The sequence below is a fragment of the Leuconostoc sp. C5 genome, from assembly GCF_056530425.1.
In genome coordinates this window covers 575,939-592,243 of the sequence record NZ_CP134351.1, presented here as the reverse complement: position 1 = coordinate 592,243, position 16,305 = coordinate 575,939, and the positions used below count along the sequence as shown (strand labels likewise).

Annotated in this window: 17 protein-coding genes and 1 tRNA gene; 3 read left to right on the top strand and 15 right to left on the bottom strand. The window is 37.5% G+C overall.

Annotation, left to right across the window (positions count from 1 at the left end; translation table 11 throughout):
- Positions 1-125: 125 nt before the first annotated feature.
- Both RHP56_RS03090 and RHP56_RS03085 read right to left on the bottom strand, forming a co-directional pair.
- Entirely contained in the window at positions 126-1,049 is a 924-nt protein-coding gene (locus RHP56_RS03090; RefSeq protein WP_102753144.1) for a type I restriction endonuclease subunit R, read from the bottom strand.
- Between the two features lie 105 nt (positions 1,050-1,154).
- Positions 1,155-2,984 (bottom strand): ribonuclease J, encoded by a 1,830-nt coding sequence (locus tag RHP56_RS03085; RefSeq protein ID WP_102753143.1) that lies wholly within the window; start codon positions 2,982-2,984, stop codon positions 1,155-1,157.
- Between the two features lie 286 nt (positions 2,985-3,270).
- Between RHP56_RS03085 and RHP56_RS03080 the strand changes: the two genes are divergently transcribed.
- Complete coding sequence (locus RHP56_RS03080; RefSeq protein WP_011679436.1) at positions 3,271-3,927, top strand: hypothetical protein; 657 nt, start codon at positions 3,271-3,273, stop codon at positions 3,925-3,927.
- A gap of 37 nt (positions 3,928-3,964) precedes the next feature.
- Here RHP56_RS03080 and RHP56_RS03075 read toward each other — a convergent pair whose 3' ends face one another.
- Positions 3,965-4,579, bottom strand: coding sequence for an ECF transporter S component (locus RHP56_RS03075; RefSeq protein WP_059441972.1), 615 nt, complete (start codon positions 4,577-4,579; stop codon positions 3,965-3,967).
- A gap of 106 nt (positions 4,580-4,685) precedes the next feature.
- On the opposite strand from RHP56_RS03075, the gene RHP56_RS03070 reads away from it, so the two are divergent.
- A tRNA-Arg gene (locus RHP56_RS03070) sits at positions 4,686-4,758 on the top strand.
- 32 nt (positions 4,759-4,790) lie between these two features.
- Here the strand turns inward: RHP56_RS03070 and RHP56_RS03065 are convergent.
- From RHP56_RS03065 to RHP56_RS03055, 3 genes are all read right to left on the bottom strand, one after another.
- A complete protein-coding gene (locus RHP56_RS03065; RefSeq protein WP_011679435.1) occupies positions 4,791-5,405 on the bottom strand; it encodes an ECF transporter S component in 615 nt (204 codons plus the stop codon).
- A gap of 105 nt (positions 5,406-5,510) precedes the next feature.
- Positions 5,511-6,173, bottom strand: coding sequence for an ABC transporter ATP-binding protein (locus RHP56_RS03060; RefSeq protein ID WP_011679434.1), 663 nt, complete (start codon positions 6,171-6,173; stop codon positions 5,511-5,513).
- 60 nt (positions 6,174-6,233) lie between these two features.
- Complete coding sequence (locus tag RHP56_RS03055) at positions 6,234-7,709, bottom strand: ABC transporter permease (protein WP_011679433.1); 1,476 nt, start codon at positions 7,707-7,709, stop codon at positions 6,234-6,236.
- 171 nt (positions 7,710-7,880) lie between these two features.
- Between RHP56_RS03055 and mscL the strand changes: the two genes are divergently transcribed.
- Complete coding sequence (gene mscL / locus RHP56_RS03050) at positions 7,881-8,264, top strand: large-conductance mechanosensitive channel protein MscL (protein WP_011679432.1); 384 nt, start codon at positions 7,881-7,883, stop codon at positions 8,262-8,264.
- Positions 8,265-8,297: 33 nt separating this feature from the next.
- Here mscL and RHP56_RS03045 read toward each other — a convergent pair whose 3' ends face one another.
- The 9 genes from RHP56_RS03045 to racE form a co-directional block, all read right to left on the bottom strand.
- Positions 8,298-8,930 carry a deoxynucleoside kinase gene (locus tag RHP56_RS03045; protein ID WP_004164424.1) on the bottom strand — a complete coding sequence of 211 codons (633 nt, stop codon included), beginning with the start codon at positions 8,928-8,930 and terminating at the stop codon, positions 8,298-8,300.
- Positions 8,931-9,170: 240 nt separating this feature from the next.
- The gene (ruvA, locus tag RHP56_RS03040) at positions 9,171-9,761 is read right to left on the bottom strand and encodes a Holliday junction branch migration protein RuvA (protein WP_011679431.1); all 591 of its coding nucleotides are present in this window, start codon (positions 9,759-9,761) and stop codon (positions 9,171-9,173) included.
- Between the two features lie 75 nt (positions 9,762-9,836).
- Positions 9,837-10,955, bottom strand: coding sequence for a glycerophosphodiester phosphodiesterase (locus RHP56_RS03035; RefSeq protein WP_257999841.1), 1,119 nt, complete (start codon positions 10,953-10,955; stop codon positions 9,837-9,839).
- A 109-nt stretch (positions 10,956-11,064) separates the two neighbouring features.
- Positions 11,065-12,126 carry a tRNA preQ1(34) S-adenosylmethionine ribosyltransferase-isomerase QueA gene (gene queA, locus RHP56_RS03030; protein ID WP_025267876.1) on the bottom strand — a complete coding sequence of 354 codons (1,062 nt, stop codon included), beginning with the start codon at positions 12,124-12,126 and terminating at the stop codon, positions 11,065-11,067.
- Positions 12,127-12,235: 109 nt separating this feature from the next.
- Entirely contained in the window at positions 12,236-13,093 is an 858-nt protein-coding gene (locus RHP56_RS03025; protein ID WP_050884006.1) for a metallophosphoesterase family protein, read from the bottom strand.
- Complete coding sequence (gene ruvB / locus RHP56_RS03020) at positions 13,090-14,145, bottom strand: Holliday junction branch migration DNA helicase RuvB (protein WP_011679427.1); 1,056 nt, start codon at positions 14,143-14,145, stop codon at positions 13,090-13,092. Before ruvB ends, RHP56_RS03025 begins: the two co-directional genes overlap by 4 nt.
- Positions 14,146-14,280: 135 nt before the next feature.
- A complete protein-coding gene (locus RHP56_RS03015) occupies positions 14,281-14,817 on the bottom strand; it encodes a YfcE family phosphodiesterase (protein ID WP_050884007.1) in 537 nt (178 codons plus the stop codon).
- Entirely contained in the window at positions 14,817-15,422 is a 606-nt protein-coding gene (locus RHP56_RS03010) for an XTP/dITP diphosphatase (RefSeq protein ID WP_102753141.1), read from the bottom strand. The genes RHP56_RS03015 and RHP56_RS03010 overlap by 1 nt, the downstream gene beginning before the upstream one ends.
- A complete protein-coding gene (gene racE / locus RHP56_RS03005) occupies positions 15,419-16,294 on the bottom strand; it encodes a glutamate racemase (protein ID WP_011679424.1) in 876 nt (291 codons plus the stop codon). The genes RHP56_RS03010 and racE overlap by 4 nt, the downstream gene beginning before the upstream one ends.
- Positions 16,295-16,305: the final 11 nt, after the last annotated feature.

Genomic DNA, 16,305 nt, shown 5'->3' with positions numbered 1-16,305 from the left:
AAATGTTTATAAATATATTTTACAACGCAAGCCGTCAAAAGACAACAAATAACTTGCATTTTTCCGGCTTTTGAAGCCAGAAATTATTATACCGACTTATTAAGAAAATGTAAACCGTTTTGAACTTAATTTTCAAAAAAGCTTTCAGTCAACGCATTTATTTTTTCATGCCATTGTCGTTGATTTTCTGGCTCATCTGGTTTAGAGCGACCATAATAATGTGCGATACTGTTATCAACCCATTTTTCAATATCAGTTATTGCGATATCAACTCGTGGGTATAGCAATGTTAGCTCAATGCGCATTTGATGAGCCAACATTTCTAAGGCAATGGGGTCTTCTTGCCCTAATCTGCTTTCAAGTGTTGCTGCTGCAGCTTCAAAAACTGCTGAACTAGTTAATGGCATTACATCACTGAACTGTATCGTATAAATTTCATCATCAAGCCAGCGGTACTTAACTACCCCATCAATCTGTAGTTTTTGCAGATCTTCTAATAAAGTTGCGCGGATAATGGGTAATGCGTACGGATCCACAAGGAGAAATTTAGCACCAACAACAAACTGTGCTACTGGTAAATGTCGCGCAGATTCGTAGCGATCACGTTGTGCTAGTAAATCATAATCACTCATATGATAAAACTGACGCGCAACAGTATCAAGTGTTGCTTTCATATTCTCTTGCGCCCGTTCCTCAGCCTGTCTAATTTCCTTTAGAACTTCATCAACGACGTCTAAATCATCCCAAAGTACAGCCAATTGTTGTGCATAAACAAAATTTTGATTTTGAACTGCAAGCGCTACAATCATTCGAAAATTAGATTCATCATCTAAATATTCTAATAGAAAGTCATCCGCATAAGATGAAGCAAGTTGATATTGCTCATCCATAAATAACGCCGTTACTAGACGATAATTAACTTTGAATGTTTGCATCTTTTCGTAGAGTGTGGCTAACGTTTCAGCAGCATCATGCCAATTTTTTTGTTTTGTCTCAATATTGGCTCGATCAATTAATTCTTGATTTTCTGGTGTTATATTTTCATCCATAATTTATTGTGTTCAAACAATACCCAAATCATGCAGTATATCATTAAAACACATGCCCTCCTTTCAAATATTCAAAAGCCCAACTCAATCGAGTTGGGACTTTTATTATTCAGTAGTTTTACTTTGTACGTTCTTTTTTGCTGGACGGCGAACCTTTTTTTTATTGCTATTAGGTGTTGCCAGTTTCTTTTGTGCTGGTTTTTTGCTTGCTTGAGCACCAGATTGTGTCGGCGTTGTTTTATGGTTATTTGGTCTGCGATTTTGGTTAACTTCCATAACTACAGGCATAACCATAGGTCGGCGTCTTGTTTGCTCAAATAAGAAACGTGACAATACATCGCGAACACCGGCTTTTAGCTCATTCCAATCAAAACTTTTATTGTTAGTTAAATAATCTTCAATCTGTTTAACGGTTAAATCAGAAGCTTCTTTCATTAAATCACGATTTGCTTTAACATAAACAAATCCACGTGATGTTAACTTTGGTTTTGATACAACTTGACGTTTTTTACGATCAATTGTCACAACAGAAACAAAAACACCATCTTCAGACAAAATACGACGATCACGCAAGACCACGTTACCAATATCGCCAATACCGGATCCATCAATCAACGTTTCACCAATAGCAAAAGAATCTTTTAACTCAAATTGGCCGTCAATTAACTTAAATTGATCCCCCTTCATTGCCATCAAAATATGATCTTCAGGTAAATTAACCTCTTCAGCAGCATCTTTAGCTGCTGACATCACACGATACTCTCCTTGAATAGGCATAAAGTACGCTGGTTGCATGATGTTAAGCATCATTTGTAAATCATTTCGTGATGCATGACCACTAGAACGCATATCAGTGCTAATCTGCTTCACATCAGCACCTTGCTTGAAAATCATATCGCGTGTTTTTGCTACAACACTTTCCATGGCTGTAGAAGGTGTTGTGGTAATAAACACAAGATCATCTGAGCCAATCTTAATGTGAGCGTCTTCGCCATTTGCCATGCGGTTCAAATGCTTAATTGGTTCCCCCATGCGGCCTGTTTCTAAAATAACCGTTTCATGGGCAACTAAACTCTTCATATTTTTTAAACTGACGAATAGTTGACTTTCTGGCAAAGGTAACTGCAACTTTTTTAATTTGATAGCTGTCCGTACAACATTTTCGATATCATTTCCTGATAAGACAAGCTTACGTTTTGTCGCAGCAGTGGCATCAATAATTTGCTGAATTCTTTGAATATTCGAAGCAACGGCCGCTACAATAATGCGCTTTTTTTTGTTGTCACGGAACGTTTCTAATATATAATCGCCAATCTTTGATTCATTAACTGAATCAGCTCCACCCTCTGTACCAGCAGCATCAGCCAATAAAGCCAATACTTTCCTCTGACCAACTTCTACTAAACGAGGAATATCAGTACGATAGTAACTTTCTGCTGTTTGATCAAACTTAAAATCGCCAGTATACACAACTTGGCCATATTCAGTAGCAATTACAATACCTAGTGATTCTGGAATTGAATGTGTGGTATTAAAGAAGGATACTTTAACATTACCAAAGTCAATTTCACTTTTTTCATTAATAATGTGGTAATCATTATAATCTTTTAGTGCCGGCTGATCTTTTATTGCTAGCTTAGCTAATTCAATTGTTAGTTCGGATCCAAAAATCGGTACATTGACTTGCTGCAAAAAATACGGCAAAGCACCAATTGCATCCGCGTGTCCGTGTGACAAGAAAACGCCCGCAATTTTTTCAGTATTCTTAATCAAATATTCAAAATCCGGCACCACTACATCTACACCAAGCTGGTCTGTTTCTGGATACTTTAATCCTGCGTCCAATATAAAAATCTCGTCATTAACTGTGACGGCATACATGTTTTTCCCATTTTCGCGGACTCCGCCAAAGGGAATAATACTTAAATCTGTCATTAATCTTTCCTTTATAAACGTGCGATTAACTAGATGTTTTAGGTATCACCATAGTCTACACACTTTTTTTATTCGTATATTTATGAATAACAGGAGCCTGCTGGTCTAAAACACTGAGGTCTTCCTTGTTGCTTGTCTCGATACGTAATGTTTCTATTTTAGCATACTTTTCAACTCTTTTCTGGTATTATTGAAACAGCGTGTTAATAATAGAATAGTATCTGTTAAGATGACAGATAAAAATTAATAAACAGCATGTCTATAGATGAAAGGAACAAGATACCTCATGCAACGTCATCCATTCAAACCATCACACAAAGTTCGCAATGCCATTATAATAATTATTATTTTTGTTGCAGTAGTGGTGATGGGATTTGTAATTGTTGGTCACCAATCTGACAACAAAAAAGCAACTTCTTCAAGCAAAGTTTCTCATAGCTCATCGACATCTTCAAGCAAAAAGAAGGCAAAAAAAGCAAGTACCTCTTCAGATACATCAAACAGTACTTCAGCAGAAGAATCCACTTCAGTTATAAGTTCTTCCACAAGCGTGGCTGCAGCTCCATCTGTTGCTAGTAGCGAAGTTTCCCAAGTCTTAAGCAGTGCTACCCAAGATGCGACGCAGACACCAGTACAAGATAACAGCAATACATCTAGTGTTAGCGATAGTTCTTCCTCATCAAGTGCCGCTTCTTCAAGTACAACTACATTTGGAAACTGGTCTTTAGCAACTTATAATGAAGTTGCCCTTGGTTCAGCCACCTATGATCAAATTCGTGCTACTTACGGTAACCCTACTTACTTAACCGCAGATCAAAAATATGCTTATGCTACTTGGCAAAGCCAAAGTGGTACAAAAGTCTCTATCGTCTTTACACCTAGCGGTGACAGCAATAATGTTCAACTCATTGCAAGTAACAAAACCCAATCAGGTTTACAATAAAAAAGACATCTTAACTGATGTCTTTTTTATTATGCTGCTACCCTTTTATCCCAGCTCTTTCAGCAATGGGAACCAAAACATTACCAATGGCAGCTACTAAAATGATTCCAGTAATAATTTCAAAAATACTGTTAAACGACACGATGCCTATGAGCCAGCCTAGTAAATTATGATTAGGTATGCCGGTAAAATTCGTGCGCATCACCGTAAAACCGATGACAGTAAGCAAGACCACTCCAACTGTATTAGTCAAAGCGGCTAGTCCGCCCAAGAATCCCAATCCAAGCGTACGGAAACCAAAATTTTTGTTGCGCAACCACTTATTAAACGCCATACCAATTATTAGACCTACCAAAATACGAGGTATAAACGCCGTAAAAGGATTTTGAAACATTAATGAACCGATAGAACCCGGTGTCGACCAAGCTTGCCATAAAGTTAACAATCCCCAAAAGCCACCAATAAAGGCACCCCGACGTGCTCCTAGAAGAATTGCAGCGATAGCTACGGTAAACTGTATGATTGTTGGTTGTGCGCCCACAATAACAGCACCGAGCGGTATATATCCAAGCCAAGGAATCAGTACTTGTAATAAGATAATTGCCATAAAGAAGGTTGTAATCACCAAATATTTCGTCTTATTGTTGCTCATTATATTTACTCCTATGTGTATTCCACGCCTATATCATATCATAGAGCAACATTATTCATTTAACATTTGTTTTTGTCACCAAATATCGGTATAATTTATGAGTACTGCGTCTATAGTTCAACGGGATAGAACAAGAACCTCCTAAGTTTTAGCTCCCAGTTCGAGTCTGGGTGGACGCATCAGAAAAGGGTGCCGATTTGGCACCCTTTTTCTATCCTATTATATTCGCTCGTTCGGCTATTGGTAATAATACACTACCAATTATACTGACTAGAATAAATCCTACAATCATTTCAAACAAGGCATTAAATGATACAATGCTAATCAGCCAAGCTAAGATATTGTGCGTTGGTACACCCGTGAAGTTAGTATGCATAATGGTAAAACCTAACGTGGTTAGCAAAACAACCCCTACTGTGTTGATTAAAGCTGCGGTTGTACCTAATACCCCTAACCCAACCGTCCGAATCGCTGTAGACTGGTTTCGTAGTAGCTTATTAAAGAGATAGCCAATAATCAAACCAACTAAAACACGTGGAATAATGGCAGTCAAAGGATTTTGAAACATTAAAGAACCTATCGTTCCTGGATGAGTGATGGCATTTGCAAATGATAATAATCCCCACCAGCAGCCAACAATTGCGCCATATTTTGGACCTAAAATAATGCTAGCAATGGCAACGGTAAATTGAATAATCGTCACTGAAGCGCCAACAATAAATGCCCCAAGGGGTAATAACCCAAGCCAAGGAACAAAAATTTGTAAAAATACAATTGCGATAAAAAGTGTCGTTATTACGAAATAACGTGTTTTTTGATTGATCATTATAGACTCCCCAATAATTGCATATGCCCTAAACTATATAGATACATCATTAATTTGTCAATAAAAAAAGCACTAACTTTTGATGATAGCGCTCTTTGTTGATTGTTATTCTACAATTGTGAACTGACGATTTTTCAAACTAATTTGCACATCGGCTGCTTGAGCCACATTGGGTTCGTGTGTAACCAAAATAACTGTTTTACCAACTTCATGTGCCAGTTCTTGGAAAATTTTGATAACTTCTTGTGTATTTTCCTCATCCAGATTACCTGTTGGCTCATCAGCAATAACTATTTTAGCATCCACAGCCAAAGCTCGTGCAATGGCCACTCGTTGTTGCTGACCACCTGACAACTGCTGAACATTTTTATCTGCCAACGTACGGTTAATACCAAGCTTCTCTAAGGTTGCATAAATATAATCCTTGTCGCCAGTATGCTTTGATTTGGTCATCGACAACGCTGATGATACATTTTGTGCGGCCGTCATATAATTTAAGAGATTATATGATTGGAAAATGATTGCAACCTTTTGATTCCGGTATTTGGTTAATCCATACTTACTAATGTTCTCACCATCTAGCGTAATCGTCCCTTCTGATGGTGTGTCTAAACCTGCTAAAAAACTAAGCAGTGTTGTTTTACCAGAACCAGATTGTCCGACTATACTATACAATGTTTTCGGTTCAAATGACATATTAATATGTTCATATAGTGGCTTTTCCTGTGCATTATATTGATGTGTTAAATCTTTTATTGCCAATGTCATTAATAATTCTCCTTCTGATTAGCCATTAAGGCGCATGAATAATTTTGCAATAGTTTTACTTTATTCATTTGACAAAATCTTTTTTGGCTTTAAGCGGAAAATTGGTGTTGATCCAGCGACGACAGCAATCGCAATGATTCCCAAACCTAAGCCACCAAGTTCAGCCATTGACTTTGCGCTAATCTTTGTTTTTAGGTTGCTTACTTGACTGCCACTAGCTGTCATACTAGTTTGACCACTTCTACCAGCGCCAGAAGGTGCTGATCCACCGCCGCCACCTGATTGTTGTCCACCACCGCCACCAAACCCAGCGCCGGTGCTAGTTGATTGCGTAGCAGTAGTTTGTTGTGAAACAAGTTGCTTCCCTACCGCACTTCCTACAAAGTTTCCAGCAACTCCTGCAATCACTAGAGACAATACTAATACCGCAAATAATTCTGAGAAAAGTTGAAGCACAATTTTAAATTTACTTTCTCCTAATGCCATCAAGACACCAATCTCATGACGACGTTCACGAATCATCAAAACGGTAATTAATGCCAAAATAATCGTACCAGCAATACCAACAATCCAAACAATCTTATTGGCAAAACTTTGAACATTCTTCATAGGCTTCATCAACAAAGCATAAGTTTCCGAGCTAGATGTCAAACTGAAACTGCTTGAAATTAGCTTTTTAGCTTGCTTTGTAAATGCCTTTTCTTTAGATGAATCTGTTAATGTGTAAACAACACTTGTTACAGATGTTGTGTCACCATTAACTGTTCCTGCAAATGTATAACTTGTATAGATTGTATTTGATGGATCACTCATATTTGGTCCACCTTGACTTGATGATGATGTCTTTGCTTTGTAAATACCCACAACATTTAATGTATAAGTTTTTGCATCATCGTCTGTTGTTTTAACCTTAATGGTGCTACCAACTTTTAAGCTGTTGCTTGTTGCCAATTCACTTTCGATCACAACATTATTAGTATTTTTATCGGCGGCGGTAATACCGCGACCTGATGTGATTTTATAACTTTTTGATTTGAAGTTAGTTTCGGCAGCTGTTGTTGACACACCACTAATTGTTATATCACCGCTGTTTGATGAACCACCGAATCCACCTTGACCACCGCCGCCACTTGATGAGGATGTTGTAACCGCTGAAAAGCCACTAGCGTTTACTGAAGCACTATTACTATATTGATAACCAGCCACATTACTCAAAGCAGAAATTTTTTCAGCCGTTTTAATTTTTACACTTGGCATTGTAATGGCAGCCGGTGCTGCATTAGACGATGAGCTACTTGATGAAGACGAACTGCTTTGACTTTTGCGCATTGAGGCAAAAGCTTTTTCACGGTCTGCACTTAAAGTAACCGTCGTACCTGCCGAATTTTTAGCGCTATTCGTTGCTTGAATAGCAGCGCTTTGTATGATGATACCTGCCAATACAAATATCATAATGGCACTCATTACCAGTGTAATCAACGCTGTACGCCCTATTTTTTGCCGTAAATAGAGCCCAGCCCGTTTGATAAAATCCATAATAATGCTCCTTAACATTTCTTAATATTGGTAATTTAGCACTTCTAAATTAAATTCAAATCAATTAAACGAAAATTAAAGTATCATAGTATTCGTTTTTTTGGCAAAAATCTGCATTTATTGTATAATTTAATCAAGAATAATTTTAAAGAGAATAGAGGAGCAAACTTAATGTTATCGGAATTCAAAGCTTTTATTATGCGAGGAAATGTACTTGACTTGGCAGTTGGTGTCATTATTGGTGGCGCCTTTACTGGATTAGTTAAATCATTAACAACTAACTTAATCGGTCCAATCATTGCATTTGCAACTGGCGGAACAACAGACTTAGACCAATTGCAGCTTGTCATTACAAAAACGTTAACATTTAAATATGGTGCTTTCTTAAATGACGTAATTAATTTTTTGATTACTGCTTTCGTTGTATTCCTGATTGTTAAGTTTATTAACCGCTTGTTTAAAGCTAACAAACAAGAAGAAGCAAAAGCTAATCCTGAATTAGAGATTTTAACAGAAATCCGTGACTTGTTAGATGCTGAGAAAAAGGCTCAATAAAAAAGAAGTTCAAATTTGAACTTCTTTTTTTATTTATCGAATAGCCTTTAGTGCATCATCAATTTGTTCCAAAATAATCTTTTGGTTATCTGCTTGCTCAAGATCATAAGTCTGCAAATCGATTTTAATTTTTGGAGATGCATCATAAGCATCGAACCAATCACGATAGGCTGACCACATTTTATAATAATAGGCTCTTAAACCTTCATTATTATCAAATTGTTCATAATCACGACCACGCTTTTTAATACGGTATAAAATGGTTTCAAAATCAGTTTCAGCGTATACCATCAAATCAGGAGCTTTTTTAGGCATTTTTTGTAGTTCAACCATCATATTATCTAATAGGCTGGTATAAACGTCCATCTCAGAGTCAGAGATATTACCATCTTTGTGGTTTTCTTCTGTAAACAAAGCATCTTCATAAATTGAACGATCAAGCACATTATTATCATCCGCCAACGCTTGCTTAATCATGTCGAAACGACGATTTAAAAAGTATATTTGCAACAAGAAACCATATTGCTTTGGATCAGAGTAATAAAGCGGTAAAACGGGATTATCGCCTACCGGTTCATAAAATGCTTTCGTATTCATATGCTTTGCAATCAAACTTGTGAGTGTTGTTTTACCAACACCGATCATACCCGCAGTAATAATCACCATGACAACCTTCTTCCTGATGTTTTCATTATTTTGACTTGAAAATTAGTTTAAATCAGCCATTTTCAAGTAATCGCTGGTGAGCGACTTTTGTCATATCTGATTAATCCTCGCAAAATATTCAGAGGTATTTTCAGTATTTCAGACAATGTTTATTATATCAAATACATCCTTCAAAATAAATGCAGACTACTTCAAATGCCTATCAATTTATTCTACAAAAAAACATCCTCACGGATGTTTTTATTTAACCAACAGCTTTAAAGCTGAGCGAATATATCCATCTGTAGTATCGCTATTACGACCAATAATCTGAGCGACCGCTTTCACATCTTTAGCTGTGTAGCCAAGTGCTAATAGTGCTTCAAGCGCATCATCCAAGGCTTGCGATTGTTCTGGATTGCTTGAAGAATCAACCATACCTGTTTTAGATGCTAACTCATCTAACTTCCCTTTCAAATCCAAAACAATTTGCTGCGCCGTTTTCTTTCCGACACCAGGGAATTGTGTCAAATAAGCCACATTATCATTTTCAACTGCACTAATAAGACCCTCGGCGTCCCCGTTTGCCAAAATGGCTAAGGCACTTTTAGGCCCAATCCCTGACACATTTAATAGTTTATTAAACAAGGCTTTCTCATCAGCATCAATAAATCCATATAAGCTGATGTCATTTTCACGAACAATTTGCTGTACATAGACATGCGATTCCACATTCTCCTCAAAACGATAAGGATTAGCACTGTACAGGCGATATCCCACGCCACTTCGGGATGCAATCACAATATACGATGGTGTGATATTTGTGATTAGCCCATTAATATACTCATACATTTACGCAATAACTCTCTTTCAAATGGTTTCTTTTAGTTTAGCATAAAACGCACATAGCACTCACCCTAAAATAAATCAGTTTAAACTAAAACTGTTAGCATCCGTCGTAATTTCATCAACACCTAGTCCAATATAATAAGGGAACTCTGACGGTGATATTGTCCAAACATTTAGTCGTCGCCCTTGCTGTCTGAGCGCTTGAATTGTTTGACTCGTTAATTTTTTCCCGTTAATATCCAGCCCTGCTTTGGGCCCTAATTCGTTTAATTTTTCAGACAACTGCACTGGATCACTAGCCGAATCCCATAAAAGTTCGAGCGAAATCTTTTTGTCTAGTGCATATACGTGTTTTAAGGCTTCACACTGCAGGCTAATTATCGTACTGTTGTTATACAATCCTGCATTTTTAACTGCAGCAATTAAATTTTGAACATCACCATCGCTCATTTGACTAGCCGGCTGTTTAATTTCAATAATTGGCCGTAAATTATTATTAGACATCTCAGTTAAATACTCTTTTAAGGTTGGCAAAGTTAGTGATTGATATTTTCCAACATTAACACCAGAATCAATATGATATTGTTTAATCTGAGCTAAGGTTAAGTCTTTAATAGCACCATGACCGTTAGTCATACGATCAATAGTACCATCATGGCTCACAACCCACTGCTTGTCTTTTGTAAGCCAAATATCTGTCTCCGCACCATAACTACCTTTAGCTAATTGAAACGCTGGTATTGAATTCTCAGGTGCTAAATTTGACGCCCCACGGTGAGCAATTAGCTTTGTTTGAAGATTACCATTAACACGGTATTGAACGCTCCCATCAGAAGCAAGGTAATACGTATGCTTATCAACTGACTTCAATTGATTTTTAACAGCAAGGTTTGTTACTGAATCAAAATAATAAGTTTTTGATCCAATCGTTTGTAAACCACTTTGACGTTTGCCATCTTTAAAAAAATACTTTCCAGTTCCATCATCTAAATAACCGTTAGCCGGTTCAGCCGTCTTATAATAACTGCCATTCACATAGCCAGAGTGCGGCGTTTGGCCTACCGAACCATTTTCAATTTGTGTTAGCACTACTTTTTCTAACATTGAAGGTGGCTCCACAGAGCCCGCTTCCGAATTCACAATTTTGGTAAAAAGCATGCCCGATATCAATGCACACAAACCTAAAATAAATCTCATGTTACCCCCGTTGTTACTCTTTATAGCATTCTACTTTGATAAACAGATACACAAATAAAAAATACGTCTGAGAGCCAGATGTATTTTTTTTTCGTTTTGTTCGTCTTTATTATTTATGAATAAACATCGCGTCTCCAAAACTGAAGAAACGATACTGATCATCAACCGCATGTTTATAAGCATTCAAAATATTATCACGCCCAGTAAAAGCAGCGACTAACATGACCAATGTTGATTTAGGCAAATGGAAGTTAGTTATAAAGGCATCTACAACTGTCCAGTTGTATCCTGGTTTAATAAAAATATCCGTCCAACCTGAATCAGCGGTCAGGTCACCATTAAACTTAGTACCAATAGTTTCAAGGGTGCGTATTGACGTCGTACCGGTAGCAATGATACGCCCACCGTGTTTTCTAACCGAATTCAATTCATCCGCAGCTTCTTGGCTGAGTTGGTAAAATTCCGAATGCATTTTATGATCTTCAATATTTTCTTCATCGACAGGCCGGAACGTTCCAAGACCTACATGAAGCGTTAATTCGACCGTTTTAACACCTTTGGCACGAACCCTATCTAACAACTCAGGTGTCCAATGTAGCCCTGCTGTTGGTGCTGCTGCTGAACCATCAACCTTTGAATATACCGTTTGATAACGTTCTTGATCGTCAAGCTTTTCTTTAATATAAGGTGGTAATGGCATTTCGCCCAACTGATCAAGTAGCTCCATGAAGATGCCATCATAATGAAATTCAATATATCGACCACCATGTTCTAATTCACCAACAACTGTTGCGGTCATAATCGGATTTTCAATATCATCACCAAAAACAATGGTTGACCCAACGGGTGATTTTTTCGCTGGTTTAACTAACGTCTCCCATACATCACCATGATCTTGACGAAGTAGTAAGACTTCAGCATGTCCACCAGTTTCCGGACGTGCGCCATGTAAACGTGCTGGTAAAACACGTGAATTATTCATGACAATAGCATCCCCAGGATTCAAGTAATCTAATATGTCATAGAAATGTTTATCCTCATAGCCACCAGTTTTAGCGTTCAATGCTAATAATCTCGAAGCATCACGTTGCTTCAACGGTGTTTGTGCAATTAACGCCTCTGGTAAATCATAATCAAAATCTGATAATGTATATTTTTTTTCTTCTGCCATAATGATATCGAATCCCTTTAAAAATAATCTAATTTCCATTGTAACATACTTGTTTGCAAAGAAAAAAGCCATTGCACTGGCTTAACAAATGAAAAAAATAGAAAACACTTTATACACTGCCGGTGTTACCACTGAGACCTGTTTTCTTTTCGAATTCAAAGCCAGTTTGCGCTACTTTTTCAAGTTCATCGGCAGTCAACACTTTATTTACATTTGGAATTTCAAGTTGCTCCAAGACATCAGCATATGTCAAATCATGTTGATTCAAATGATCAACTAATAAAGCTAATTCATGACGCTGTGTAGCGGTCGGTTTATTAATTGTTATCGTTTCATCGAAAGCTCGCTCAACAGACCGATCATAACGCTTGTTATCGGACTCAATTGCATATTCATTTTGAATTTTGTCCAATCTGTCCGTCAATTCTTCGGTTAGTTCATCAAAAGTAAGCGGTTGGCCGAAACGTCTTTTTTGCATAAACGAGGAATCAAGCGATAAATTCACCATACTAGCTTGTTTGTATTCTGCTTCATGAATATGTCCGTGAACAGATAAAACGGGGTATGGCAAATCAATTGCATAATGGCTCATCCATACATTAATACCATTGATTTTTATAGCTTTAGCAGTTTCAATATATTCAATAATGTTTGTTTCAGGTGTCTTTATTGCTGCTTTAATTTGATCTGAATGATCGTGATTCCCTTTAAAGAACACTTTTTTACCTTTTAGACGACTGAGTTGTTCTACAAAATCCTGTTTCTTGCGAAACATGCCCAAATCGCCAAGAAAATAAACTGTGTCCTCATCCGTTACAGTTTCGTTCCAAGTATCCTCCAGATATCGATCCATATTTTCAATCGTTGGCTCTATATTTAATGCTTGCAGTGATACTGCCCGTGATTTATCAAAATATAGAATTTTTTCATGATTGAAATGTGTGTCTGAAATAATAAAATTTGTCATAATTTCCTTTGATAGGCGTGCCCTAAATGAGTGTACCCCGCTTCAGTGACAACACGTCCACGCGGTGTGCGCTGCAAAAAACCAATCTGCAATAAATATGGTTCAACCATTGCCTCTAATGTTTCTGACTCTTCACCAATATTAGCAGCTATTGTATTTAACCCAACCGGCCCACCTTTATAATATTCGATCATTGTTTCTAAAAGCTTATGATCGGTTTCGTCAAGACCTCTATTGTCAACGCGCAATTTATCCAAACCAATAGTCACAATATTCTTGTCAATTGCATCTTTTCCCTCGACCTGAGCAAAATCACGGACGCGTTTCAACAAACGATTGGCGATACGAGGTGTGCCACGAGAGCGCAGCGATATTTCATATGCACCTTCCGATTTAATTGGTGCATTAAAGATGTCTGCCGTGCGAACGACTATTTGCTGTAATTCTTCTGGAGTATAGTATTGTAGCGAGTTAATAATGCCAAATCGATCACGAAGTGGCTTGGATAACATACCAGGACGCGTGGTTGCCCCGATTAAAGTAAATGGCGGCAACGGAAAATGAACTGGACGCGCCGTTGGCCCCTGACCAACCATAATATCAACAAAATAATCTTCCATTGCTGAATACATTATTTCCTCAATATTAGTAGGAATTCGATGTATTTCATCAATAAACAAGATATCCCCCGGCTCCAGTTCATTCAGTAATGCTACCAAATCACCTGGCTTTTCAATAGCAGGACCCGATGTTGTTTTAATATTAACATTCATCTCATTAGCAATAATCATCGCTAGCGTTGTTTTACCTAATCCTGGTGGTCCAAAAAGCAATACATGATCCAATGCTTCTTCACGTTGCTTTGCTGCCGAAATATAAACATTTAACTCTTCTTTTAACGCCTCTTGCCCAATATACTCACGCAAAAATTGCGGACGCAATGATAATTCACTACGCTGTTCTTCATCATTGGCAGCTGCGTCACGTAATAAATGATCTACTTCGGTGTCTTGTTCATACCATTGATTAAATTGTGGGTTATCTTCTGTCATAGCTAGTCCTATATTATACACGTTCGATGATGTGGTTATGTTTTTGAACATCATACTGTTTAATATGACGTAATAAAAACTCCTTAAGCTTATAAGTAAATTATAACAAAAGGAGTTTTTATGTTTTAAAAAATTTTATCGATTTACTGTCACAGTTAAATCAGGAACGGCCTGATGCTGACGTGTGTAAAACGTTACGATATACTTATCATCTGTTACTTCTAGAACCGCATAAGTTCCACCAAGGTCCGCACGTGACCCCTTTGGCAGGGTTGTTGAACCTGGATTGATAAATAACTTATGATCATATGAAACAGCCCCTTCTTTGTGTGTATGACCAAACAAAACAACTTGTGCATGGGCATCATTTGCAGCTTCGTTCATCGAATCCAAATTAGCCCATTTTAATATTGCCGTCGCATTGTAAAGGTGACCGTGGGTTTGAAAAAAAGTTATACCATCAATAACCGTTGAACGTGCTTCAGCAAAATCAGGATCATCGTCCATGTTACCGATTACCGTAGAAACACCCTCAAAAATGTCATCATCAGCGTTCAATTCAGAATCACCATTGTAAAAAATGCCATCAACTTTATCTCGCCACTGAGCCAAAATATCTACTAAAATTTTTCGATCACTGTGTATATCTGAAACAATTAAAAATTTAACCATTATTCTCCTTTCAACCAAACTGGTAATTTTTTACCGAGTTCTTGCAGTGCTAAACCACGATGACTAATTGTATTTTTTTCACTTGCAGACATTTCTGCAAAGGTTTTGTTCATGCTGGGTACAAAAAATATTGGATCATATCCAAATCCATCTTGTCCGCGTTCACTTTCTGTTATATAGCCATCTACTTGTCCGTTAACTATTAGGTTTGATCCCTTAGGACTATGTAAAGCGATAACGCTATTGAAGTGTGCTGTTCGCTGCTCGTTAGGAACCTTAGCTAACTTTTGCAAAACTTTATCAATATTTGCTTGATCATCGTGATCGCCAGCATAGCGTGCTGAATAAACTCCAGGTTCACCATTTAAAGCATCCACTGACATACCAGAGTCATCAGCCAAAATGTAATCATTAGGGGCAACTTTAGCAATCGTTTCAACTTTCTTCACAGCGTTTTCTTCAAATGTTGTCCCATCTTCAACAATTTCGGGAACATACCCTATTTCTTGAAGTGAAACGACAGGTAAGTCAATACTTATTGACGCCAGTAAGGCTTCAATTTCAGTTATTTTATGAGCATTATTGCTCGCTATAATTAGCTTCACTTTTCTTCCTCCAAATGGTCCCCAACAATATTAAGGTGGCGCACATCTAACTCATGATTTCGTGCTAACCAACTACTAGCAATCGTTTTGAATTTTAGTTTATCACCTGTCGTGTTATAAATATCATCGCTATGATTGTGTTTCACTTCTGAATGAATGTCGAGTTCATCCAAATATTGTTTCATCACCGCAACCGTCTTGGCGCCAGAATCAACTAGTGTAACATCCGATCCGACTGCTTCTTGAATAAAAGGCGTCAGTAATGGAAAATGAGTACACCCCAAGATTAGCGTGTCAATATTTGCCTCTTTGAAGGCACTCAAATGATGGGCAATTACCTCGCGGGCTTCATCGCTCTGATAGAGATTATTTTCCACTAAAGTAACAAATTCAGGCTCAGCTTGCGAAGTAATCTGAACATTATTGTCAATTGCTAACATTTTTTCATTGTAGACTTGCGATTCGACAGTGCCTTGAGTTGCAATCAATCCAATTTTTTTATTTTGACTAATTGAAACGGCCGCTTCTGCGCCTGGTTGAATGACACCAATGACTGGAATACATAATTGTTCTCGTAATTGTGATAAAGCTCTAGCAGTGGCAGTATTACAAGCAATGACCAACATTTTGATATTTTGTTCATTTACCAGATAATGAGCCATTTGAAAAGTATAGTCAATAACTTCTTTTTCGGAGCGCGGTCCATATGGCATACGTGCCGTATCACCAATATAAATTAATTGTTCGTTCGGTAATTGCTTCTGGGATTCTTTGACAACAGTTAGGCCACCAATACCAGAGTCAACTAGCCCAATAGGATTATTTTTTATCATATAATTAATTATGACGAGGATAATAAAAAATGCAAGCATTTGAGCACTAA

What these genes read in the sequence shown, in the direction of transcription:
- RHP56_RS03090 (WP_102753144.1), bottom strand. Translation starts at nt 1,049, where the DNA reads ATGGATGAAAATATAACACCAGAAAATCAAGAATTAATTGATCGAGCC.
- RHP56_RS03085 (WP_102753143.1), bottom strand. Translation starts at nt 2,984, where the DNA reads ATGACAGATTTAAGTATTATTCCCTTTGGCGGAGTCCGCGAAAATGGG.
- RHP56_RS03080 (WP_011679436.1), top strand. Translation starts at nt 3,271, where the DNA reads ATGCAACGTCATCCATTCAAACCATCACACAAAGTTCGCAATGCCATT.
- RHP56_RS03075 (WP_059441972.1), bottom strand. Translation starts at nt 4,579, where the DNA reads ATGAGCAACAATAAGACGAAATATTTGGTGATTACAACCTTCTTTATG.
- RHP56_RS03065 (WP_011679435.1), bottom strand. Translation starts at nt 5,405, where the DNA reads ATGATCAATCAAAAAACACGTTATTTCGTAATAACGACACTTTTTATC.
- RHP56_RS03060 (WP_011679434.1), bottom strand. Translation starts at nt 6,173, where the DNA reads ATGACATTGGCAATAAAAGATTTAACACATCAATATAATGCACAGGAA.
- RHP56_RS03055 (WP_011679433.1), bottom strand. Translation starts at nt 7,709, where the DNA reads ATGGATTTTATCAAACGGGCTGGGCTCTATTTACGGCAAAAAATAGGG.
- mscL (WP_011679432.1), top strand. Translation starts at nt 7,881, where the DNA reads ATGTTATCGGAATTCAAAGCTTTTATTATGCGAGGAAATGTACTTGAC.
- RHP56_RS03045 (WP_004164424.1), bottom strand. Translation starts at nt 8,930, where the DNA reads ATGGTGATTATTACTGCGGGTATGATCGGTGTTGGTAAAACAACACTC.
- ruvA (WP_011679431.1), bottom strand. Translation starts at nt 9,761, where the DNA reads ATGTATGAGTATATTAATGGGCTAATCACAAATATCACACCATCGTAT.
- RHP56_RS03035 (WP_257999841.1), bottom strand. Translation starts at nt 10,955, where the DNA reads ATGAGATTTATTTTAGGTTTGTGTGCATTGATATCGGGCATGCTTTTT.
- queA (WP_025267876.1), bottom strand. Translation starts at nt 12,126, where the DNA reads ATGGCAGAAGAAAAAAAATATACATTATCAGATTTTGATTATGATTTA.
- RHP56_RS03025 (WP_050884006.1), bottom strand. Translation starts at nt 13,093, where the DNA reads ATGACAAATTTTATTATTTCAGACACACATTTCAATCATGAAAAAATT.
- ruvB (WP_011679427.1), bottom strand. Translation starts at nt 14,145, where the DNA reads ATGACAGAAGATAACCCACAATTTAATCAATGGTATGAACAAGACACC.
- RHP56_RS03015 (WP_050884007.1), bottom strand. Translation starts at nt 14,817, where the DNA reads ATGGTTAAATTTTTAATTGTTTCAGATATACACAGTGATCGAAAAATT.
- racE (WP_011679424.1), bottom strand. Translation starts at nt 16,294, where the DNA reads ATGCTTGCATTTTTTATTATCCTCGTCATAATTAATTATATGATAAAA.